The following is a 21800-nucleotide window of genomic DNA, read 5'->3' on the forward strand; positions in this document are numbered from 1 at the left end:
GGCGGTATCCCGTGACCCGGGGCACACGGACCGAGGGTCGCAAGTTAACGTCGATTCGACAGGTTGTCTCGTACCGGAATGAGGAACTCGCGTGTCTGCTCCAGTTACAGAGAAGAAGGGCCCCCTCGCGGGCATTCGCGTCGTCGAATTCGCAGGCCTCGGACCGGGCCCGCACGCCGCCGCCCTCCTGGCCGATCTCGGCGCCGACGTGGTGTGCGTCCAGCGTCCCGGAGTGATTCCGCCGGACGGCCCGTACGACCAGATCCAGCGGGGTCGTCGCGTCGTCGAGGCCAATCTGAAGGACCCCGAGCAGGTGGAGAAGGTTCTCGGTCTGATCGAGCGCGCGGACGTCGTGATCGAGGGCTTCCGCCCCGGTGTCACCGAGCGCATGGGCCTGGGCCCGGACGTCTGCCTCGGGCGCAACGAGCGACTCGTGTACGGACGGATGACGGGCTGGGGCCAGGAGGGCCCGCTGGCCAGCGCGGCCGGGCACGACATCAACTACATCTCGCTGACCGGTGTCCTGCACGCCATCGGCCGCAAGGGTGAACGTCCCGTGCCGCCGCTGAACATGGTCGGCGACTTCGGCGGCGGTTCGATGTTCCTGATCTTCGGGATCCTGTCGGCGCTGGTGGAACGCCAGTCGTCCGGCAAGGGCCAGGTCGTGGATGCGGCCATGGTCGACGGCGCGCTGGCCCTCTCGCACATGATGTGGGCGTTCCGCGGCCGCGGCGTCTGGTCCGACGAGCGGGGTGTCAACCTGCTCGACACCGGCGCGCCGTTCTACGACACCTACGAGACGTCCGACGGCAAGTACATGGCCGTCGGCTCGATCGAGCCGCAGTTCTACGCTCTGCTGTTGCAGGGCCTCGAACTCGACCCCGCCGAACTGCCGCAGCAGATGGACATCTCGGCGTGGCCGCAGATGAAGAAGGTCTTCGCGGAGAAGTTCCTGTCGAAGACCCGCGACGAGTGGGCCGCTATCTTCCTCGGCACCGATGCCTGCGTGTCGCCCGTGCTGACGTTCGCGGAGGCGCCGTCCAACGAGCACATCGCCGCCCGCGGATCGCTGATCGATCTCGACGGCGTCACGCAGCACGCCCCGGCGCCGCGGTTCTCCCGCACCCCGGCCGGCGTACCCACCCCGCCTGCCCGCGAGGGCGTCGACATCGACACCGTCTGGACCTGACCCCCACGTGAGTGGCGATGCGTGTTCCGGCACGCTTCGCCACTCACGTGCTCAGACGACGAGGGACGGTTCCGCGAGCTCTCGGTCGACGGCCAGCGTCTCGTACGCTGCCGCGATGCAGTCGACACCGCGGCGCAGTTCGTCGGACGTCCGCGCGTACGGGAGCCGGACGAACCTCTCGAACGCGCCCTCCACCCCGAACCGCGGTCCCGCCGCCAGCAGCACCCCGAAGTTGGGGGCCGTCGCGGCCAGCGCCGTCGACACCGGCGCGGGCATGCGCAGCCACAGCGACATTCCTCCCGAACCGATGGTCGGGACCCAGTCCGGCAGGCGGTCGGCGAGAGCGTCGAGCATCGCGCTCCGCTGTTCCCGCAGTTCCGCCCGGCGCCGGGCGAGGACGAGTTCGTCGTCGGACAGCAGATGCGCCGCCGCGAGCTGGTCCATCACCGGCGTGCCCAGATCGACCGCGGCCCGCGCCCCGGCGAGCCGGGTGATCAGCGCCGGATCGGCGCGAATCCAGCCGACGCGCAGCCCGCCCCAGAACGACTTCGCCGCCGACCCGATCGTCACGACCTCCGACTTCGCGGCGCCCCTGCCGTGCGCCGCGACCGGTCCCGGTGACGGTTCGTCCAGCCACAGGTCGACCATCGTCTCGTCCACCACCAGGGTCATGCGGGTGTCGCGCGCGATCCGCGCCAGTTCGGCCCGCCCGGACGCGTCGAGGCACAGTCCGGTGGGGTTGTGGAAGTCCGGGATCAGGTACGCCATCCGGGCCGCGGTCTGCCGGGCGGCGCTGCGGATTCCGTCGAGATCCCACGCCCCGGACGCACCGCCCTCCGGACGGACGGGAACCGGGACCGGACGCGCACCGACCCTGCGGATCGCCTCCAGCGCGTTGGGGTACGTGGGGTGATCGACCAGCACCCGCTCCCCCGGCGCCGTGAGCACGTTGAGGAGCAGCCGCAGCGCGTGCTGAGCACCGGAGGTGACCATGATCTGCTCGGGCGAGGTCTCCAGCCCCCGCGCCCGGTAACGCGCCGCGATGACGTCCCGCAACGCGCCGATCCCCACCGGCTCCATCCCGTGAGTCGGCAGGAACTGCGGAAGCGATTGCAACGCATAGGCGTAGGCCTGCTCGACCGCTTCCGCGGGCGCGGCCATCGCGGCGTAGCTGAGGTCGACCACCGAGCTGTCGGAACCGGGCTGGTGCGCCCGGAACATCAGCCCGTTCTGCCGTGCCCCCAGCGGCAGCGCGACGGTGCTGCGCGACCCCTGACGGCTGATGAGATACCCCTCGTCCCGGAGTACCGAATACGATGACGTGATCGTGGTCCGGCTCAACTCCAGCATCGACGCCAGTTCGCGCTCGCTCGGCAGCGCGACCCCCAGCGGGATGCGGCCGTCGTGCACGAGTAACCGGATCCCGTCGGCCAGCGCCCGGTAGGCGGGCCTCGCGGCCGACCGGCGGCCGCTGTCGTCCTGCCAGTTACCGAGGTCCCTGGCCAGGGAGCGTGCACCGAGTACGCGAGTCATCATGCAGTCCAGTATCAACCTCTTGGCTATTCAACTCAAAGCCAGTTCTGGCGAGGCTCGAATCCATGACGACACTGATCACCCTCGCATGCATGGCTCTCCTGGCCGCGGCGGTCGCGCACTACGGTCCCAAAGAGGGAGGTAAGGGCGTGTTTCGCCTGGAGCAGTTCCGGATCGGCGCCCCACTCGGCGGGATCTTTCCCGACCAGTCGAGCAGTCCAGAAGATCCGGACTGGCCTTCTCCGGGCGATCAGCGCGCCGGCGGCGGCAGCAGCTGACTGAACAGCACCGTCCCGGCCGCGTCGAGGAGGTCCACCCGCAACTCCGACGTCTGCCCGTCGATGAACACCTCCCCGAAGTGCTGGTATCCGTCGAGCGGCGACGAATTGGGTGCGGGCGGCGCGTGCACGAACACGGCCTCGGGGCCGAACGTGGCGTCGAGGTCGTTGGGACCGAAACCGCCCGCGTTGAGTGGACCGGAGACGAACTCCCAGAATTCGTCGAAATCCTTGTACGCGGCGCGGTCGGGCGAGTACCGATGCGCGGCGGTGTAGTGCACGTCCGCGGTGAGCCACACCGTCCCGGTGATCCGTCCCGCCTTGATCGCCGACAGCACCTGGGCGATCTCGGATTCCCGGCCCGACGGCTGACCGGGCTCCCCGTTCGCGACGCCCTCGAACGCGGTGTCGCCGTCCGGGACCACCACCCCGAGCGGGAGGTCGTTGGCGATGATCTTCCACGTCGCCGTGGACGCACCGAGTTCCCGGATCAGCCACTCCTTCTGGGCTGCACCGAGAATCTGCCCGGCCGCACCGGTGTTGACTCCGTTCGCGTCCTTGTAGGTGCGCATGTCGAGGACGAACACGTCGAGCAGTGGGCCGTATCCGATCTTGCGGTACACGCGACCGTCGACCGCGTCGGCCGGCTCCACCGGCTGCCACTCGTGGTACGCCTGGAATGCCCTCTGCGCCAGCACGTCCACGTTCTTCTCCGTGTACGCGTCGAGGTCGAGGACCTCACCGGGGTACCAGTTGTTGACCGTCTCGTGGTCGTCCCACTGAACGATCTGCGCCACAGAGGAATTGAACCTGCGGTAGTTGTCGTCGGTGAGGTTGTACGCGTACTGGCTGCGGTACTCGTCCAGCGTCTGCGCGACAACGCTCTTCGCCTCGCTGACCGTGTTCCGCCACACGCGTCCGTCCGGCAGCGTGACGGACTCCTTCAGCGGACCGTCGGCGTACACGACGTCGCCCGAGTGCAGGAACAAGTGTGGGTCGCGCGCGGCCATCGTGTCGAAGATTCGCATTCCGCCGATGTCCGGATTGATTCCGTATCCCTGACCCGCCGTATCCCCGGACCACTGCAACCGGATGTCGCCTGCGGCGCTCGGAGCGGTGCGGAAGACACCCGTCACCGCCTCCGAGGTGGCGCCGTCGTCACCTTCGAGGGTCACCCGGTAGTGCACCTGCTGCCCGGCGGGTAGTCCGGTCACACGCAGCCGCCCGGTGCCGTCCGCGTCCGGGGTGAGCAGTCCACCCTCGAATCGCACCGGGTCGGTGAAGGACTCGGTGGCCGAGGTCTCCACGATCATCGTGGCGGGACGGTCGGACCTCGCCCAGACGAGCGCACCGTCTGCTCGCACGTCACCGGCCGCGACACCGTGCGTGAGGGTGGGTCGGTCACGGACCAGCGACGGACCCGCGCTGCCGGAGTCGGAGCACGCGGCAGCGGGCACGGCCAGCAACCCGAGTGCGGTGGAGCGGAGCAGGGCACGGCGGGACAGATACACGAAAACATCTCCTCGGTCGGCGAGCTTCGAGGATGCCGAACCGTGGTCAACGGAAGGTGAACGTCGGATGTGGGAGGCATACTGGATTGGTGACCACAGGAATCGCCCTGTTCGACACGGCCCTCGGCACCTGCGCCATCGCATGGCGGGCCGCCGGGATCGTGGGTGTGCAATTGCCCGAAGGTTCCCCCGAATCCACCCGGCAGCGTCTCGAACACTGCTTCCCGGATGCGGTGGAGCACCAGCCGCCTGCGCCGGTCCAGCGGGCCATCGACGGGATACGCGAACATCTGGGCGGCGCACTCGACGATCTGCGGTGGATCGACCTCGACTTCGAGGGAGTCCCCGAATTCGACTGCACCGTATACGAACTCACCCGCGCAATCGACCCGGGCACCACACTCACCTACGGTGACATCGCGGCGGAACTCGGCAAGCCGGGGGCCGCGCAGGCCGTCGGTCAGGCCCTCGGCCGCAACCCGCTGCCGATCGTGATCCCGTGCCATCGCGTCCTCGCCGCAGGCGGGCAGGTGGGCGGCTTCTCCGCCGGTGGCGGCACGCTCACCAAGCGCGAATTACTGGCCCTCGAACACGCTCCGGGGTTCGACGACCCGGTGCTGTTCTGATCAGAGGCTGCGGGTCGCCGACGAGTTCACGCGCCAGCGCCGCGGCCGCCGCCATCCTGTCGCCGTCGGGAACCCGGAGGGTCCGGACCACCCGCTGATCGACCCCGGTCACCCTGGCGCATCCCAACACGAACGCCTGCCCGCCGGCGACGATCGCCCGCTCCACGGCATGAACGAACGCGTCGACCGTCGACCGCGGGTCACCCTCGAAGACCCAGACACCGAGATCCGTCGACACCACCGCCACGCACCTGCCTGCGTCCGGTCGGTCGTGCCCGAATGCCTCCAGGACGACGGCCGCTGCATGGAAGCTGTCGTACCACCGGGCGGCCGGCACCCGGGTACTCGCTTCGACAGTCCTGATCATCGGCTCGAATGTATCGCAGTTCACCCCGGTCCTTCACACAGCGCGATCAACGTCGCGATCCTCCCCTCTCCGATCGCGACCATGTGGCGCGTGGCGACAACCAACTCGTCGGCTCGGTCGTTGGTCACCCTTCGGTCGATCTCCGCCAGGATGCTGTCGAGGGTGAGCCCCTTCGCCGCGATGACGACCGGAAAGCCGAACCGAGCGCGATACCGGGACTCCCGCTGGCGCAGGAGGGTGAGTCTCCCGGCCGAACTGGCGACGAGTGCACCGTGCTCGGCAGCGGCATGAGCCGAGTCGGGAGGGGCCGAGAGCGGAAGATAGTTCTCCAGTGCCGCCGCGACGTCGTCGAGTGTCATGGACCGCCACGCGGCCGCCGCCGCCGCGAGGAGGTCCTCACGGTCGGCGTACGGGCGTGCGGACAGCACCGCGGTTGCCCAGGTCCGCGACGGCGTGCAGATCAACAGCTCTTTCTCCAGAGCGGACTCGTCCAGGGCGTTGAGTGTCACGACGGCAGTGTCAGGCATGGGCGCTCGCACGCCGATGAAGTGCGAGGCTTTCCTCCGCCACCCGGGCCGCTTCCCCGGCCGTCAGCCAGCGTGGATAGGACGTCACCGCTGCCACCGCGTCGTCCAGAGCGGTGCGGACGAACGCGATCTCCTCCGCGTCGGCCTCGAGTCCGAGCGACCGCAGCAGCACGTCGGCCATACGGTCGGTGGTCAGGCTGTCCCACACCCATTCCTGCCGACCGCCCACCACTGCGGGGCTCACGCACGACGAGACGGGCGGGAACACATCCGGTCCCCCGGCGATCGCAGCGATGACGTCGCCGGGCATGTGCTTGAGGTGGGCATATCCTCCGACCACCGGCTTGAGCGGCGGCAGGCTCACCGAACTTTCCGTCGCGACGAGTTGCGCCAGGGAGGTCAGCTGTTCGACGTGGATCCCGGTGTCCACTCCGTAGAGCACTTCGAGAGCGAGAACCACCTCTTCCAGCGCGGCGAAGCCGGCGCGGTAGGACATTCCGGACACCGACACGTCCGGGCTCGCGCCTGCCGTTGCGGCCGCGATGGCCGTGGCGGTGCCGAGACCGAAGTCGTCGTGTACGTGCATCGTGATCGGCACGTCGTCGACGAGGCGCTCCCGGAACGTCCGCACGAACAGTTTCATCGCTTCGGGGCCGAGACTGCTGGTCGAGTCCATCAGATCGAGGCGCCGCGCACCGAGTTCGACGGCGACGTTGCAGGCTGCCACGAGATCGTCGAAGTCGCGGCGGCCCACGTTGGCGAGTGTGATCGTGACGTCGCAGCCCAGCTCACGCAGGTACTCGAAGAACTTCTCGAGATCGCGGTACTGACATGAGCGGGCGGCAGCCGAGGGTGCCGGGACGATGCCCGGTGCGAACGTGCGCACTCCCCATTCGTGCAGTTGATCGACGGTTTCCTTCATGCCGACCTGCTGGTAGTTCTCTCCGTCCGACAGCAGGGTGTCGGCGTACACATTGAGCCGGAATCCGAAGTCCCGGGCGGCGACGGCGCGAACGAGCGCCGCTTCGCGCGGCATCGGTGACGCTCCGCCACCCCAGTTGATGTTGACGCTCTCCTCCCGGATCCCCGCGGCACCGAGCGCCGCGGCGATCCGCACGAATCCGTCCATCGACGTGGTTGCGCCTGCGGTGAAGAGCGTCTTCCGCAGAGTGCTGTCGATCAGCGCGAACGGTGAAGGCCAGTCGAACTGTGACTGGACGGTGGCGTCGAAATTGAACGGGCTGACCCAGTGACTGCCGTCGACGAGGTGGGAGTGCTCAGGATTGATCATGCGAATACCCCTTCGGTGTCGTGGTTTTCGTGGTTTTCGTGATGTCGGGGAATGTCGGCGGAAAGAGTTCGGCCGACGGTCTGCGTCGGTGGTCTCGTTCGCTGTATGCCGCTCTCATGCGTTCGAACAGGACCTGCGCGTGAGCCTGCAGCCGCGATTGGTCGGCGCCGAGGACGACGCCGTCGACCATGACGGTGCTACCTGCGACCACCGTCCGGCGGACGTCGCGGGCCGATCCGTTCATCGTGAGAGTGCGAAGTGGATCGTCGCGGACACCCATGGCGAAGTCTGCGAGATCGACCACGATGAAGTCGGCGCTCGCTCCGGGCTGCAGGCGTCCCAGATCCGGTCTGCCGAGGGCACGAGCACCGCCGATCGTCGCCGAACGGATGTAATCGGCTGTGGCACCCGCCGAAAGTGATCCGTCAGCCCGTTTCGCGAGATGGGTCCCGTAGTCAATTCCGCGGACGAGGTCCGGGGGAAACGAGTCGGTTCCCAGAGCGAGGTGGACACCGGCCGTTCGATACCGGTCGTACGACTCCAGCACCGCCCCGTATCGAATGGACGTCATCGGGCAGTGCACGATCGTGACACCCGCCTCCGCCAGGCGCCGCAGGTCGGCCTGCCCACCCTGACCGCCCGGTGCCCCGAGATGGATGCCGTGGGGCACCAGCAGACGCGTCTCCAGAAGTCCGGACGTCTCGAGGAGTTCGACGGGGCGCATCCCGTACCACTCGTCGAGCAGCGCCAACTCCACCTCACCCTGCATGCAGTGCAGTCGCACCACCGTGTCGCGGGCGATCGCCACCTGTGCGGTCGCCGCCATCAGTTCCCTTGTCAGCGTCTCGATCCGGCAGGGCAGGAGAGCGCCGTGCACAAGATCGCCGCCGTGGTCGGCGGCATGATCGAGGAAGCGCTCGGCGTCCCGAAGCCCGGCTCGGCCCCGTTCCTCGTCGAACAGCACCGACCGGCGTCCACCGTCGACGACGTTGACACCGGACCTGTAGGCGGGACCGAGGTATCCCCGAATTCCGAGACGCTTCGCGATCCGAGCCACCTCGACCATGTCCTCATAGGTCTCCGCCCACTTGCTGTGAGACTCGGAGGCGATCGGCATGAAGGTGGTGATTCCGTGCCGAAGAAGCTGCGACAGAGCGTATTCGCGGATGACGGCACGCTCGGGTGCGTCGAATACGTCGCGCCGCCCCGATCGGAAATAGTCGGCCGACCACTGCAGCCCGAGTGCCAGATCGGGTGTCGCCCAGGAATCGAGCAGCGCGTGATCGATGTCTGCGAGCGCATCGAGGTCGATGAATCCCGGCATGATCAGAGCATCACCGCAGTCGACCGTCTCGTCGACCGGGCCGTCCCATCCCCGTCCCGCGTGCAGGATCCGCGCGCCCCGATAGACGATCTCTCCGTCGGAGACGAGCACGTGGTCGCCGTCACGATAGGCCAGGATGTGGGCCGCCGTCATTCTGACCACAGGTTCCGTCATGGCACCGGCACCTCGATCGGCCCGTCGAATTCACGCCTGTTGCTTCGCCATCCGGGATCGGTGAGGTGGTGCGCCAGGCCGGCGCGTTCGACGAGCAATCGGGCGTGCCGGTCCCCCTCGTCCAGCGCCGCCGTCTCGTCGACTCCGCACACGATGCGGTCTTCCATGACCACCCTTCCCCCGACGATCACCGTCTGCACGTCGGCTCCGGTCGCCTCGTAGACGAGGCGATGCACCGGCATCCAGTTGGGTACGAGATGCGGCTTGCGCATGTCGAGAATCGCGAGATCGGCGCGTTTACCCACTTCGATGGATCCGATGACGTCGGCCATTCCGAGGACCGCCGCAGCATCGATCGTGATCATCTCGAGCAATCGACCTGGTGGCAGCAGGTAGGGATCGTCGGCGAGAAGTTGATTGGCGGCCTGAGCGGCGCGCGCGGCCTGCAAGAGGTCGAAGGGACGGCGCGGCGACGAACCGTCGGTGGTGATCGCAACGGTGATGCCTGCCTGCAACATCTGAGGGACCGGCGCACGTCCTCCCGGTGCATGGCCCACGGACGTCCCGGTCTCCGCCAGGATCGCGACCTCCTCGGCAGACAAACCCGTGCAGTGTTGCAGATGGATGTCCGGCCCGAGGAGCGCGTTCTCCCGATCCTTCGCCGCGAGCCGCACCATGCCACCGAAGGCATCCGAGTGGATGCGGACACCCCAGCGCTCCGCCGCCTCCCTGACCCGGCGCGCCTGGTAGCGATCGTCCTCGGTGAGATGGGTGGCGACGTCGGGTCGCGACGGGTGGGACGGATCGACCGAAGGGACAATCGTGAAGGGTGTCAGGAACACCGACGTGAGATCGCCCTCGTAGCCGTTCACCGTCTCGATCACCGATTCCGCGCCGGACAGCAACTCGTCGAATCCGACCTCACGTCGACGGGGAACCCCGCCGGACCACTGCGTGACCGGATGGGGCAGCGGCAAACCCGCCGGCCCGACACACACGACGTCGCGTATTCCGACCTCCCGGTAGGCGCGCGCGTGAGCAAGTGAGATCTCGGGATCGTCACTGCGGGGCTGTGATCCCATGACACTGACTCCGCACGTCACTCCGGCGCGGACGCGCTCGAGCGCGGACACGAGCCCGTCGTGATACCAGTACTCCGGTGTCGTCGCGTGGAAGTACGCAGGTGTGACGGTGCGCATCCAGAACGTCGGGCTGTCGCATCCCAGCGTCTTGATCAGCGAGTGGCCGGCGTGACCGTGGGCGTCGACGAGCCCTGGTATCACCAGGTTGCCCAGGCAGTCGATTCGGCGGACGGACGGATCCGTGACGGCGAGGAGCGCCTGGCTGTCAACGACCGCGCTGATGAGGCCACGGTCGATCAGGACGGCGCCGTCCTCGATGATCCGGCGTTCACGGTCCACGGTCACGACTGTGGCCCCGTGCAGCAACATCGCGGTCATGCCGCCGTCCCGCGCGTCATCGTCGCCAGTTCGGACAGCGCAGCCCGCAGTCGCGGCGCTGTTGCCATCACCGGAGGCCGGTCGGGCCGCGCCCGGGACGACAGTATCGAGAGTTCTCTCAGTGAGACGTCGCTGTTCTGCAGCAGCCACCGTTCGTCACACACCGGCATCTCGAACTCTCCGCGGTGCAGGTCGACGAGGACCGGCGGGCTGGAGCCTGCGCCATCGAGGATCCGGAAGATCGCTCCCCAGTCGATGTCGCCCTGACCGCCCGGGCACAACCGTCGCGCGAGACCGCGACCGGTGAAGGTGATCCACGCGTCGTCGTAGTGAATCCGGGCGACGTGCGGGGCGAGCCGGGCGGTCGCCAGCTCCGGATCCTCGCCTCGCACCGGCAGGTTGACCGGATCGAGGCCCACCGCCAGATGGTCGGAGCCGACGGCGTCGATGAGCTGGAGGATTTCGTGTGACGTGATCTCCTCGTGCGTCTTGACCGCGAGTTTCAGGCCCAGGTCGGTGAGCACCGGGGACAGGTTCCGATACAACTGCGCCGTGGCGTCGAGCTGCTCAGGCCACACGACCGATGCGTCATAGCGGTCGTCCAGCATCCCCACGACGACCTGGACGTAGTCGGTGTCGAGTTCCCCGATGGCCGTCAACGCCTTGCTCAGTCCCGCCACCAGATCGCCTCGCCCTGCCTCGCGGAAGCGCGTGGTTCGTTCGGCATGCCCGGCGGACACCATTCCCAGCGCGCAGCTCAGCCGGACACCGAGTGAACGTCCGTAGTCGGCGAGTGCCCGAAAGGCGGTCGGATCGAGCGCGGGCGAAATCGCAAAAGGAGAAGCGAACTCCACGTGCCGTAGACCGAGACCGGACGCCGTGCGGATGGTCTCCCGAGGGGTTGATTCCTCGCCCAGCGCACGCGCGCACGCTCCGATGTCCCGGCGAACGGTGCCGACGTCGTCGCCGACGATCACCGCGCCGACTCCGCGAGATTGCCTGCCTTCGTGTCCGATTCGACGGGAAGATCGTGTTTCGCACACACACTCCGCACGTGGTCCGCACTCGACCTGATGTACGACACCGTCTCCGCGTAGCCATACGGCAGCGCGGCATAGCTGGCGTTGTCGATCCGTTCCCCCGACCTTATCTGCCGGTCGTACGACTGCACCATGTCCACGTACGCCGCCATCTCCTGGACCGTCAGATCGGGGTGGCCGTCGAGGAATTCGGAGTCGAACGCTTCGATGAGCATCGTCCGCCGGGGACGCGGCAGGTCGTCGAGCGACTCGTCGTTCTCGATCGTGAGATTGAGCGCCGGATTCGCCGCCGCGAGTACCGGCAGTATGCGATCGAAGTCGACGACGCCGGTGCCGCATGGGCGCATCTGATAGGCGAGACCGCCCTCGGTGTGGGTGATCGCGGCGTCCTTGATGTGTGTCTGACGCACGTACGGCGCCAGCCGTTCGGCCGCCCAGACAGGATGTTCGAGGCGTTGAAGCACGTTCGCGGTGTCGAACACGACCCCGACCACGTCCGAGCCGGCCGCCTCCACCAGCCGGACGAGTTCGAACGACGTGATCTCCTCGTGTGTTTCCAGGTTGAGGTGGATACCGAGGTCCCGTGCGATCGGAGCCAGTGTTCCGAGGAAACGCGCCGTCGCAGCCAGCTGTTCCGTCCACGCCACGTCGGTGCGGAAGCGGTCGTATGCCCAGCGGCCGCGGTACGCCGACTTGTAGTTCGCGGTGGCCACCCAGAGCTCACGGCAATCGATGGCGGCGCAAGCTTCCATCATCCGGCGGAAGCCGAGGACGATGTCACCGTCGCCGACGGCGCGCAGCTCCGGCGCCTCCGGGTTCGCGTAGGGATTGACCTTGCCCAGACCGGTCTCCAGGTACATACCCAGTTCGTCTGCCTTGGATCGGATGTCGCGCAGTTCAGCGGCGTCCAGGGCCGGACTCATATCGAGTACGGTCCGGAAGAACAAGCCGGCCATACCCAGTTCGTGGGCGTGTTCGAGGCTGTTCACGGGACCCCGAGTGCGGCTTTCGGGAATCTTGCGTCCGTCTACACCAATTCGCATGTCTACCTACTTCCGTCAGGGATGATCGATGTAATGAGAGGCCGAGACTCGACGGCCTCACGGCAGAGTCAGGACGCCACCGGGGATGGTTCGCCCGGCACGTGCCAGATCCGGGTCGGGAACCGGCACCGCCTCGAGCAGTTCGCGGGTGTATCGGTGACGCGGAGTGGAGAACACCTGCCGGGTGGGCCCTTCCTCCACCACCACGCCGGATCGAAGGACCGCCACCTGAGAACAGAGTTGCTGCACGATCGCGAGATCGTGCGCGATGAACAAGATCGTCAAACCGAGCTCCTCGTGCAGGGACGCCAGCAGGTTGATCACCTGTGCCTGTACCGAGACGTCCAGGGCCGACACCGGTTCGTCGCACACGAGCAACCTCGGGCGAAGGATCAGGGCACGCGCGATGGCGATACGCTGCCGCTGTCCACCGGAGAACGTCGCCGGCAATCGGCCCATCGCATCCGGGTCGAGACCCACCTCGATCAGGGTCTGCGCGACCCGCTCGCGCCGCTCCGCGCGGGTACGGGCCAGCCGGTGCACGACGAGTCCCTCGCCGACGATCTGCTCCACCGTCATCCGAGGGTTGAGGCTGGCGTACGGATCCTGCGCGACCAACTGGACGTCGCGACGAAACCGGCGCAGCTCTCCGCCCCGGAGCGCATGGACGTCACGCCCTTCGAAGGTGGCGGTCCCGGAGTCCGGTCGCTCGAGCCGAACGATGCACTTGACGAGCGTGGATTTGCCGGAACCGGATTCGCCGACCAGCCCGAACGTTCCGCCCTCTGGTACCGACAGGTACACGTCATCGAGCGCCTTGCTGCCGCGGGATCCTCCGAAAGACTTGTTCAGAGCTCGGATGTCGAGAAGAGGTGTCCCGTTCATCAGTTCCCGCTCCCTTGATCGAGATGGCAGGCGAGACGTCCGCCGTCAGCGGTCGCCGTCGTCGGTGGGGTTTCACTCGCGCAGCGCTCCATCGCGACAGGACATCGCGGATGGAAGGGGCAACCGGCGGGCCGCAGCGCCGGTGACGGAGGCGCACCGGGAATGGTGGTCATCCGCGAAGGATGAACATCCAGCCTCGGCACCGCAGCGAGCAGTCCTGCGGTGTAGGGGTGCAGAGGGTCCGCGAACAGTGCTCGGACCGGACGATCCTCCACGATCCGCCCCGAGTACATCACCGCGACACGGTCGGCGAGTCCGGCGACGACCCCGAGGTCGTGCGTGATCAACAGGAGGCCGAGCCCTCGTTCACGGGTGACCTCGTCGAGCAGATTCAGCACCTGTTGTTGCACTCGGACATCGAGTGCGGTCGTCGGTTCGTCGGCGATCAGAACTTCCGGCTCACCGATGAGGGCCATCGCGAGAACTACCCGTTGCCGCATGCCCCCGGAGAATTCGTGCGGATAGGCGCCGAGTCGTTCGTGCGCACGCACCACCCCGAGTTCGCTCAGCACCTCGGCAGCCCGCCGCAGTGCGTCCTTCTTCCTGATGCCGCGTTGCCGGAGTGGCTCGCTCACCTGTGCGCCGATCGACTGCAGCGGGTCGAGCGCACCCATCGGGTCCTGGAACACCATCCCGATGCGATTGCCCCGGATCGTGCTGAGGCGGCGTTCGGTCTGCGCCAGGATCTCCGTGTCGCCCAGCCGAATCGAACCGCCGATCGTCAGTGAACCGTCCAAACGCATGAGTGCGCGTGCCGTCACCGACTTTCCCGAACCCGATTCGCCTACCAGAGCCACGCGCTCGCCCGCCGCCACCGTGAGATCCACGCCGTCCACCAACCGGACGGACGTGCCGCCCGGCTCCGTGTCGATGGTCAGCCCGGAGATCTGGAGAAGTGCCGTGCGCTGAACTGTTTCTGTCGTCATGTTCGATCACGCTCCTTGTCGTGCAGGGTCGCGCCGCTCGTGCAACATGTCACCGAGCAGGCCGAAGGCCGCGGCCGTGATGACGATCGCGATGCCCGGCACGAGCGCAGCCCACCAGGCCGTCGACAGGTAGTCACGTGCGCCGGCGACGGCCGCGCCCCACTCCGCGCTGGGCGGCTGCGCGCCGACACCGATGAACGACAGACCCGCGAGCACCAGAACGGTGTTGCCGATGTCCCCTGCCCATTTGACGGTCATGACGTCGAGCGAGTTCGGCAGCACGTGCCGTGTCATCAGGCGCCATCGACCGACCCCGAGGACCACTGCGCCGTCCACGAACGGCGACGCCATCGTCTCGCGCATCACCCCGCGCAGCAGTCGCGCCGTGTACGGCCAGCCGGTGGCGATCATCGCGATCAGAGCGCTGCTCAGGCTCGGACCGAGTGCAGCGGCGATACCCAGTGCCACGACGAGTCCGGGAAGAGCGAACCCGATGTCCGTCACTCGCATGAGAGTTTCGTCGAGCCACCGTCCGCCGACCGTGGCCATCGTGGCGAGAACCGTTCCGATGAGCGAGTACGCGGCGACGACCAGAACCGCGGACAGCACCGACGACCGGGCGCCCGCGATCGTGCGCCACAGAACATCGCGCCCTTGGTCGTCGGTCCCGAGCCAGTGTTCGCTGCTGGGAGCGGTAAGGGCGTTCGCGATATCCGACCGGTAGACGGATTCCGGTGCGATCCAGGGACCGGCGACGGCGAGCACCACGATCACGGCGACAGCACCGACGACGACGACGTCGAGAAGTCCCCATCGCGATCGGCGTCGACGCCCGCGAATCGAGGCGGATCTCCATCGGCCGACAACTCCGGTCACTCCGGTGACATTCGCTGCAATACTCATCGGACTCACTGCACCTTTCCGGGTGTACGCAGCCGGGGGTCGTGGGCCAGCTGGAGCATGTCCACGATGAAGTTCGCGACGACGACGATCACGCCGACGACGGTGACGGTGCCGATGACCGCGGTGATGTCCTTGCGACTGACCGCATTGGAGAGGTAGTCGCCGACCCCGGACAACCCGAACACGGACTCGACGAAGATCGCGGAACCGACGAGCATGCCGATCTCGATGCCGATGATGTTCAGAAGCGGTCCGGTCGCGTTGGGAAGTGCATGCCTGGTCCACAGACGCAGGGTTGGAACACCTTTCGCTCGGGCAACGGTCATGTGATCGCGGCCCCGGACCCGGAGGAGATCGGCACGGAGAGCCCGGAACATCTGTGCGGCGACGGCGACGGAAAGCACGAACGCGGGCAGCATCAGATGCTGAAACGCATTGCTGAACGCGGCGAAGTCTCCGGCGAGGGTGGCGTCGACGAGTGTCATGCCCGTTCGGTGCGGGACCTCGACGCCCACCGAGATACGTCCCGAGATCGGCAGGATCTGCAGCCACGAGCCCAGCACCCATTGCAACATCAGCGCGAGCCAGAAACCGGGAAGCCCGAATGCGACGATCGCACCGACGCGGCTGACCTTGTCGAATCCTCCTCGTGATCGCGCCGCTGCGATCGTCGCCATCGGAACCGCGAAGGATACCGCGAGCACCATTGCGAGAAAGACCAATTCGAGCGTTCCGGGTAGTCGCGCGAGAACGTCGTCGAGCACCGGCTGGCGGGTCGAACTCGAGGTGCCCAGATCGCCGTGGAGCATCCGGCCGAGATAGTCGAAATACTGCCTGGCCGCCGGCTTGTCCAGTCCCAGCTGACTACGCACCTCTTCCACCTGGTCCGGAGTGGCGCTCTCCCCCGCGGCCACCTGCGCTTCGTCCCCGGGAATCACCTTGGTCATGGCGAAGACGATGGTGGCCAGTCCGACCAGGGTGAGGAGCGCCGCGCCCAGTTTGCGGCCGAGAAACGCCACCGGCGCCGTGAGGCGATGTACGGCGCGAGGCATGTCGAGTGTCGTCATCGGGTACTCCCTCACGCCACGCGGATCGCGGGAACCCAGACTCCGCTGCCCACGACCGCCGGACCGACACCGGTCACCCTGTTGCTGTGAGCGGTGGTCTGCCCCAGGGTGTACATGTTGACGGCCACCGCGTCGTTGCGAATATCCTCTTGAGCCTGCTTGTACAGGTCACACCGCGCCGCGGCATCGGATGTCTCGGCCGCGCGGCCGAGCAACTCGTCCACCGTGGGATTGATGTAGCCGGACTTGTTCGTTCCGACCTGGTCCGACTTGTAAGTCTTGACGAGCATCACTCCGGGATCCGGGTACTGCGCGAAGTCGGTGGCGAGCATCATCTGCGGAATCGAGTCGGGCGATTTCAGAGCCGACAGATAGTCTGCGTACGCGATGGGCTCGAGTTCCAGCGTGACACCGATCTGGGCGAGGTTGGATTGCAGCAGCGTCGCTTCGCGTTCCTGCTCCTTGAAGACGGGCTGGAACTTCATGGTGAGGGTCAGATCGGACATCCCGGCGTCGGAAAGCAACTTCTTCGCTTGTTCGAGATCCTGCCCGTAGGCAGGCATCTCCGGCCGGCACGAGAATTGTCCGGGCAGCGGGCCGGTGGCGATGGTGCCGTTGCCGCCGCGGATCGTCTCGAGGCCACCGGTGTAGTCGTACGCCAGCTGGATGGCCTGTCGTACCACCTTGTTCGCCGTCGGCCCGTTCATCACGTTGAAGAAGATGTTCGCCTGAAGGTTGACGGGCTGACTCTGCACCGTCACGCCGGAGAAGCCGTCCAGCGCCTCGGCGTCGGCGTTGGTGAGCCCGAAGGACACATCGATGTTTCCTGCCTTCAGTTCCGCACTCTGCGTGGCGCTCTCGTCGATTCGCCGATAGACGAGCGAGGCCGGACGACCCGCGTCGCCCGCCCAGTAGTCGTCGAACCGTGTCAGCGTGTACGTGTCGGCACCGCCCGGGCCTGCCAGGAAGTAGGGCCCGGACCCGGCATCGTGGCCCGCGAGATAGGCCTGACCCCGGTCGGTCCCCTCGTTGGCTTTCACGAGGGCCGAGTTGAGGATGTAGATCTTCGAGAGAGCGCCCAGGAACAGCGAGTTCGGTTCCGTCAGTTCGATCGTCAAGCTCTGCGGACCGGTGACCGTGGTACCCAGGTATCCCGTCATCTGACCGGCAATGCCCTGTCCCAGCGCCGCCGTCCGATCGAGCGTGTAACGGACGTCCTCGGCGGTGACAGGGGCACCGTCGTGGAAGGTCGCCGCGCGCAAGGTCATCTGGATCGATCGCGCATCCGGAGACGGGACGAACTCGGACGCAAGCTGACCGACGATCTCGTTGTCGGCGTCATAGGTGACCAAGGTGTCGTACAACGCCTGGTCGACGAAGTTCGTCTGAGCGTAGTCGGCGCGAATGGGGTCGAGCGTGGAGATCTGATTCTGGTAGGCCAGGACGACGGGGCGGTCGCCCGGTCCGCCATCTGCGTCGGTCCTGGCTGCGCTGGTGCACGCCACCAAGGAGGAGGTGACCGCCAGGCCGATCAGCGCGTACCCGAAACCCTTGCGAGCAAGCATTTTTCGTTCAGTGGACACGGGAATCCTTCCGCATGGAGAGGGTAGTTCCGAAGCTTTCGACGAAGTGAGCGGCGACCGAATTGCGCCACACTGCGCTGCCGGGCCGGATGTATATGGTCTACCAAGTGCGGAACCCGAGCGCCAAGCGTGGAGCGTTACATTCGGGTTAATCCCTCTGACCAGCACTGTCGTGAAACGCGTCCGGTGGTCGACTTCAACTTGGTATGCCATGATCGGTTCATGACGGTGAACCTGAACGGCGAGATCGGGGTCGCGACATCCACGATGTCGCCTCTGGGCACGGGCGTGACCGGCGGACTGTCGGACGTGCCACTCCCGAAGCAGATCTATTCCGTGATTCGTGAGCGCATCATCTCGGGCGCGTATCCACCCGGCAGTCGCCTGCGGGAGCGCGAACTGTCGCAGGAGTTCGACGTCTCGCGGGTCCCGCTCCGCGAGGCGTTGCCCCAGCTGGAGTGGGACGGTTTCATTCAGATCCTGCCGCGGCGGGGCGCGGTCGTGACTCAGCTGTCGTTACGCGACATCGAGGAACTGTTCGACGTGCGGTTGGCGTTGGAACCGTACGCGGCACGATGCGCAGCCGAGAACGTCGCTCGGGGTGCATCCATGGAGGCGCTGCTGTCGACGATGGCGCGCACCGAGGAATTGATCGGAAACGACGAACCCCTCCTGATCCCGGCAGTCAACGCGCGGTTCCACATGGACGTCGTCGAACTGTCCGGCAACAAGCTTCTCGTGTCGGTGATGAATTCGCTGATGGGCCGGGTCCACTGGTTGTTCCGGCTGACGTGGCACCACAATCCCGCGGTGTCGTGTGCGGCGCACCGGGAACTCGTCGAAGCGATCCGCAGCGGAAACGGGAGACTCGCGGAAGCCAGCGCGTTCGCTCACATCGAGCACGGGCGCAAGCCGACGTTGGAGCGCCTCGCGCCGTCCCTGCCCGCAACCCTGTAGGTTGCCGCACCACCTACCCGTCGCCCGATGTCACATCGGTTCGATCTGACGGAACCGCGGTGACATCGGGCGACGGGTCAAGCGAAGAAGAGCGCGGACTACCGAACCACGTCCCGGCGGACGATGGTCTCGTCGCGGCCGGGGCCGACGCCGATGCAGGAGATGTACGCACCCGACAGCTCCTCGAGGCGCAGGACGTAGTTCTGCGCGTTCTTCGGGAGTTCCTCGAACGTCCGGGCGTGCGAGATGTCTTCCCACCAGCCGGGCATTTCCTCGTAGATCGGCTTGGCGTGGTGAACGTCGGTCTGCGACATGGGCATCTCGTCGTACCGCACGCCGTCGACGTCGTAACCGACACAGATCGGGATGGTGTCGAGGCTGCTGAGCACGTCGAGCTTGGTGAGGAAGTAGTCGGTGATGCCGTTGACACGCGTTGCGTAGCGGGCGATCACGGCATCGAACCATCCGGTGCGACGGGCACGGCCGGTGGTGACACCCACCTCGCCACCGGTCTTGGCGAGGTATTCGCCGTTCTGGTCGAAGAGTTCGGTCGGGAACGGGCCCGAGCCGACGCGGGTGGTGTACGCCTTGAGGATGCCCAGCACCGTCGTGATCTTGGTGGGTCCGATGCCCGAACCGACCGCTGCGCCACCGGACGTCGGGTTGGACGACGTCACGTACGGGTAGGTGCCGTGGTCGACGTCGAGGAGCGTGCCCTGCGAACCCTCCAGCAGCACCGTCTCACCGCGCTCGAGTGCCTCGTTGAGCTGCAGGCGCGTGTCCGCGATGCGGTGCTTGAAACCGTCGGCCTGCTCGAGCACCTCGTCGACGACCTGCTGCGGGTCGAGGGCCTTGCGGTTGTAGATCTTGACGAGCACCTGGTTCTTGAACTCGAGTGCCGCCTCGACCTTCTGGGTGAGGATCTTCTCGTCCAGCACATCCTGCACGCGGACGCCGACACGCGCGAGTTTGTCCTGGTAGCAGGGCCCGATGCCGCGGCCGGTGGTGCCGATCTTCTTGGCCCCGAGGAAGCGTTCGGTGACCTTGTCGATGGCCACGTGGTACGGCATGATCAGGTGCGCATCGGCCGAGAGCAGCAGGCGGCTGGTGTCCACGCCCCGCTCGTCGAGTCCGGCGAGTTCGGTGAGCAGCACTCCCGGGTCCACCACGACACCGTTGCCGATGACGTTCGTGACGCCCGGAGTGAGGATTCCGGACGGGATCAGATGCAGAGCGAACTTGTCGCCGTTCGGAAGAACCACTGTGTGTCCGGCGTTGTTACCGCCCTGGTAGCGCACCACCCACTGCAGGCGTCCGCCCAGTAGATCGGTAGCTTTGCCCTTGCCCTCGTCGCCCCACTGGGCGCCGATCAGGACGATTGCCGGCATGACGTTGTCTCCTACGGTCGACGTACAGTCGTATCCGACTGCGTGGTCCTGCCGTTCGTAGGCAGTGGCCGGGGGAACAGTCTAGCCGAGGGCACGGAGAACAGACCCCACAGTACGGCTGGGGAGGCCATCTCGGGCGTGCCACTAGGATGATCCGAAAGGGAAGCTGCGGAAATCGCGGCGGGACATCCGGGCGAGGAGTGGCGTTGACCCCCGTAGTGCTCATTTGCGGCGACGTGCCGCTTCCCCTGCCTCTGGGCTCCATTTCGACCTCGAGCGCACCTGCCGTCCCGGACAAGGACGACTTCGACGAGGTCTTCTCCAAACTTCAGGTCGTCGTGGATCCGCGACTGATCGTGGTGGGCAGCGACGCCGCCTTCGCGGCCACCCTGACCCGGTTGATGCGCACCGATCGCCTGCACATCGAACTCGCGTACGTCGCGGAGCATCGTTCGGAGGCGACGGACGCCTACCACCTGTCCTCCGGCGCCCGCGGCGCCCGCACCGCGCTGAAGGGGACGGCCAAGCCGGTCCCCCTCATCCGCGACGACGCGGGGATCGCGCTCGTCGGGTGCGCCACCGTCACGGGTCCGGACGGGGGTCCGCTCGTCGGCGAGGCCTACGTCGACGACACCCGGCTGTTCTCGGGGACGACGACGAGCATGAACGTCACCCCGACCCCACGGATGCCCGGTCTGCGGGCGTCGGTCGAGCCTCGCAGGCGCTGGCTCCCCCGCCGCTGGGTCGAGGGTCGCGCCGTGCAGCTCGGGTCGCCCGCGGCGGCGCTGAACCGGGACGGCGTACCGAACCCACGCGACGTCAAGCGTTCGACGTTCTACCGGCACGATCAAGAGTGGTTGCTGGTCCGATGAGCCTGCCCAGGGCGCGGATCACCGCGGTCCGGCTCAGTCCGGTGTTCCTCCTCGTCGTCGCCGTCGCGGTCGCCGGTGGTGTTCTCGCGTGGCGCGCCGAACTGGAGTCGGTGCTCGGCCACGTCGGGGTGTTCCTGCTGGTCGTCGCGGGATGGGTGGTGACGCTCTGCCTGCACGAGTTCGCGCACGCGTACACGGCGTGGCGGCACGGCGACACCGACGTCGAGGTACGCGGCTACCTCACGCTCAACCCGGTGAAATACAGCCACCCACTGCTGTCGATCGGTCTGCCGGTGCTGTTCATCGCGCTCGGCGGGATCGGGCTGCCCGGCGGCGCCGTGTACCTGCGCACCGGACTGTTCTCGCCGAAGGTGCAGGCGCGGGTGTCGCTCGCCGGACCTGCCGTGAACCTGGTGTCCGCGATCGTCCTGCTCGCCGTGATCCGCTGGTTCGGGCTGGGCGGCGACCACCAGGTGTTCTGGACGGGACTGAGCTTTCTCGCGTTCCTGCAGGTGATGGCCACCGTGCTCAATCTCCTGCCGGTGCCCGGACTCGACGGGTACGCCGCGCTCGAACCGTTCCTGCCGCCGCGCACCCGCAGGTCCGTCGACCAGTTCAAGCCGTACGGACTGCTGATCCTCGTGGCGCTGCTGTTCGTGCCGTCGATCAACGTGGTGTTCTTCGACGTCATCTACCGGCTGTTCGAACTGTCCGGGGTGCCGGAGATCTACGCGCAGTACGGCAACTACCTGATGCGCTTCTGGCTCTGACCCGTGAGTACTTGTCAACCGCCCGC

General features: G+C 66.9%; 21 protein-coding genes. 6 read left to right on the forward strand and 15 right to left on the reverse strand.

Features of this window, described 5'->3' with window-relative positions; translation table 11 throughout:
* Positions 1 to 91 precede the first annotated feature (91 nt).
* Positions 92 to 1189 carry a CaiB/BaiF CoA transferase family protein gene (locus QM693_RS29110; RefSeq protein WP_283354054.1) on the forward strand — a complete coding sequence of 366 codons (1098 nt, stop codon included), beginning with the start codon at positions 92 to 94 and terminating at the stop codon, positions 1187 to 1189.
* 51 nt (positions 1190 to 1240) lie between these two features.
* Here the strand turns inward: QM693_RS29110 and yczR are convergent, their stop codons facing one another.
* Positions 1241 to 2725, reverse strand: a complete 1485-nt coding sequence (gene yczR, locus QM693_RS29115) for a MocR-like transcription factor YczR (protein WP_280784133.1) — start codon at positions 2723 to 2725, stop codon at positions 1241 to 1243.
* Between the two features lie 62 nt (positions 2726 to 2787).
* Here yczR and QM693_RS29120 point away from each other — a divergent pair, with 62 nt between their 5' ends.
* Positions 2788 to 3000 carry a hypothetical protein gene (locus tag QM693_RS29120; RefSeq protein WP_283331562.1) on the forward strand — a complete coding sequence of 71 codons (213 nt, stop codon included), beginning with the start codon at positions 2788 to 2790 and terminating at the stop codon, positions 2998 to 3000.
* Here the strand turns inward: QM693_RS29120 and QM693_RS29125 are convergent.
* A complete protein-coding gene (locus QM693_RS29125) occupies positions 2973 to 4511 on the reverse strand; it encodes an alkaline phosphatase D family protein (protein ID WP_283354055.1) in 1539 nt (512 codons plus the stop codon). The genes QM693_RS29120 and QM693_RS29125 overlap by 28 nt on opposite strands.
* Positions 4512 to 4543: 32 nt before the next feature.
* Between QM693_RS29125 and QM693_RS29130 the strand changes: the two genes are divergently transcribed.
* Positions 4544 to 5137, forward strand: coding sequence for a methylated-DNA--[protein]-cysteine S-methyltransferase (locus QM693_RS29130; RefSeq protein ID WP_411194565.1), 594 nt, complete (start codon positions 4544 to 4546; stop codon positions 5135 to 5137).
* Here the strand turns inward: QM693_RS29130 and QM693_RS29135 are convergent.
* Genes QM693_RS29135 through QM693_RS29190 form a run of 12 tightly spaced genes read right to left on the reverse strand, consistent with a single transcriptional unit; the run spans position 5073 to position 17787 of the window.
* Positions 5073 to 5504, reverse strand: a complete 432-nt coding sequence (locus QM693_RS29135; protein WP_283354056.1) for a racemase — start codon at positions 5502 to 5504, stop codon at positions 5073 to 5075. The two genes, QM693_RS29130 and QM693_RS29135, sit on opposite strands and share 65 nt — an antisense overlap.
* A gap of 20 nt (positions 5505 to 5524) precedes the next feature.
* Positions 5525 to 6013 (reverse strand): 2-oxo-4-hydroxy-4-carboxy-5-ureidoimidazoline decarboxylase, encoded by a 489-nt coding sequence (locus QM693_RS29140; protein ID WP_283331565.1) that lies wholly within the window; start codon positions 6011 to 6013, stop codon positions 5525 to 5527.
* Positions 6014 to 6023: 10 nt separating this feature from the next.
* Positions 6024 to 7322: a hydroxymethylglutaryl-CoA lyase-like TIM-barrel protein gene (locus QM693_RS29145; RefSeq protein ID WP_283354057.1), complete on the reverse strand. Its 1299-nt coding sequence runs from the start codon at positions 7320 to 7322 to the stop codon at positions 6024 to 6026.
* Complete coding sequence (locus QM693_RS29150) at positions 7309 to 8820, reverse strand: chlorohydrolase family protein (RefSeq protein ID WP_283331567.1); 1512 nt, start codon at positions 8818 to 8820, stop codon at positions 7309 to 7311. Before QM693_RS29150 ends, QM693_RS29145 begins: the two co-directional genes overlap by 14 nt.
* Positions 8817 to 10280: an amidohydrolase family protein gene (locus QM693_RS29155; RefSeq protein WP_283354058.1), complete on the reverse strand. Its 1464-nt coding sequence runs from the start codon at positions 10278 to 10280 to the stop codon at positions 8817 to 8819. The genes QM693_RS29150 and QM693_RS29155 overlap by 4 nt, the downstream gene beginning before the upstream one ends.
* Positions 10277 to 11257, reverse strand: coding sequence for a sugar phosphate isomerase/epimerase family protein (locus QM693_RS29160; protein ID WP_283354059.1), 981 nt, complete (start codon positions 11255 to 11257; stop codon positions 10277 to 10279). Before QM693_RS29160 ends, QM693_RS29155 begins: the two co-directional genes overlap by 4 nt.
* Positions 11254 to 12363, reverse strand: coding sequence for a sugar phosphate isomerase/epimerase family protein (locus tag QM693_RS29165; protein WP_283354060.1), 1110 nt, complete (start codon positions 12361 to 12363; stop codon positions 11254 to 11256). Before QM693_RS29165 ends, QM693_RS29160 begins: the two co-directional genes overlap by 4 nt.
* Before the next feature lie 57 nt (positions 12364 to 12420).
* Positions 12421 to 13248, reverse strand: coding sequence for an ATP-binding cassette domain-containing protein (locus QM693_RS29170; protein WP_283331571.1), 828 nt, complete (start codon positions 13246 to 13248; stop codon positions 12421 to 12423).
* Entirely contained in the window at positions 13248 to 14234 is a 987-nt protein-coding gene (locus tag QM693_RS29175; RefSeq protein ID WP_283331572.1) for an ABC transporter ATP-binding protein, read from the reverse strand. The genes QM693_RS29170 and QM693_RS29175 overlap by 1 nt, the downstream gene beginning before the upstream one ends.
* 6 nt (positions 14235 to 14240) lie before the next feature.
* Entirely contained in the window at positions 14241 to 15137 is an 897-nt protein-coding gene (locus QM693_RS29180; RefSeq protein ID WP_283331573.1) for an ABC transporter permease, read from the reverse strand.
* Positions 15138 to 15142: 5 nt separating this feature from the next.
* Positions 15143 to 16204, reverse strand: a complete 1062-nt coding sequence (locus QM693_RS29185) for an ABC transporter permease (RefSeq protein ID WP_283331574.1) — start codon at positions 16202 to 16204, stop codon at positions 15143 to 15145.
* A gap of 11 nt (positions 16205 to 16215) precedes the next feature.
* Positions 16216 to 17787 (reverse strand): ABC transporter substrate-binding protein, encoded by a 1572-nt coding sequence (locus tag QM693_RS29190; RefSeq protein WP_283354061.1) that lies wholly within the window; start codon positions 17785 to 17787, stop codon positions 16216 to 16218.
* Between the two features lie 222 nt (positions 17788 to 18009).
* Between QM693_RS29190 and QM693_RS29195 the strand changes: the two genes are divergently transcribed.
* Positions 18010 to 18744 (forward strand): GntR family transcriptional regulator, encoded by a 735-nt coding sequence (locus QM693_RS29195; RefSeq protein ID WP_283354062.1) that lies wholly within the window; start codon positions 18010 to 18012, stop codon positions 18742 to 18744.
* Positions 18745 to 18842: 98 nt separating this feature from the next.
* Here the strand turns inward: QM693_RS29195 and QM693_RS29200 are convergent, their stop codons facing one another.
* Positions 18843 to 20132 carry an adenylosuccinate synthase gene (locus QM693_RS29200; RefSeq protein WP_005260012.1) on the reverse strand — a complete coding sequence of 430 codons (1290 nt, stop codon included), beginning with the start codon at positions 20130 to 20132 and terminating at the stop codon, positions 18843 to 18845.
* Between the two features lie 218 nt (positions 20133 to 20350).
* Here QM693_RS29200 and QM693_RS29205 point away from each other — a divergent pair, with 218 nt between their 5' ends.
* Both QM693_RS29205 and QM693_RS29210 read left to right on the forward strand, forming a co-directional pair.
* Entirely contained in the window at positions 20351 to 21004 is a 654-nt protein-coding gene (locus QM693_RS29205; RefSeq protein ID WP_241962211.1) for a hypothetical protein, read from the forward strand.
* Positions 21001 to 21774, forward strand: coding sequence for a site-2 protease family protein (locus tag QM693_RS29210; protein WP_283354063.1), 774 nt, complete (start codon positions 21001 to 21003; stop codon positions 21772 to 21774). The genes QM693_RS29205 and QM693_RS29210 overlap by 4 nt, the downstream gene beginning before the upstream one ends.
* The last annotated feature ends 26 nt before the right edge of the window (positions 21775 to 21800 follow it).

Source organism: Rhodococcus sp. IEGM 1305 (assembly GCF_030058635.1).
Taxonomy (GTDB): Bacteria; Actinomycetota; Actinomycetes; order Mycobacteriales; family Mycobacteriaceae; genus Rhodococcus_F; species Rhodococcus_F opacus_D.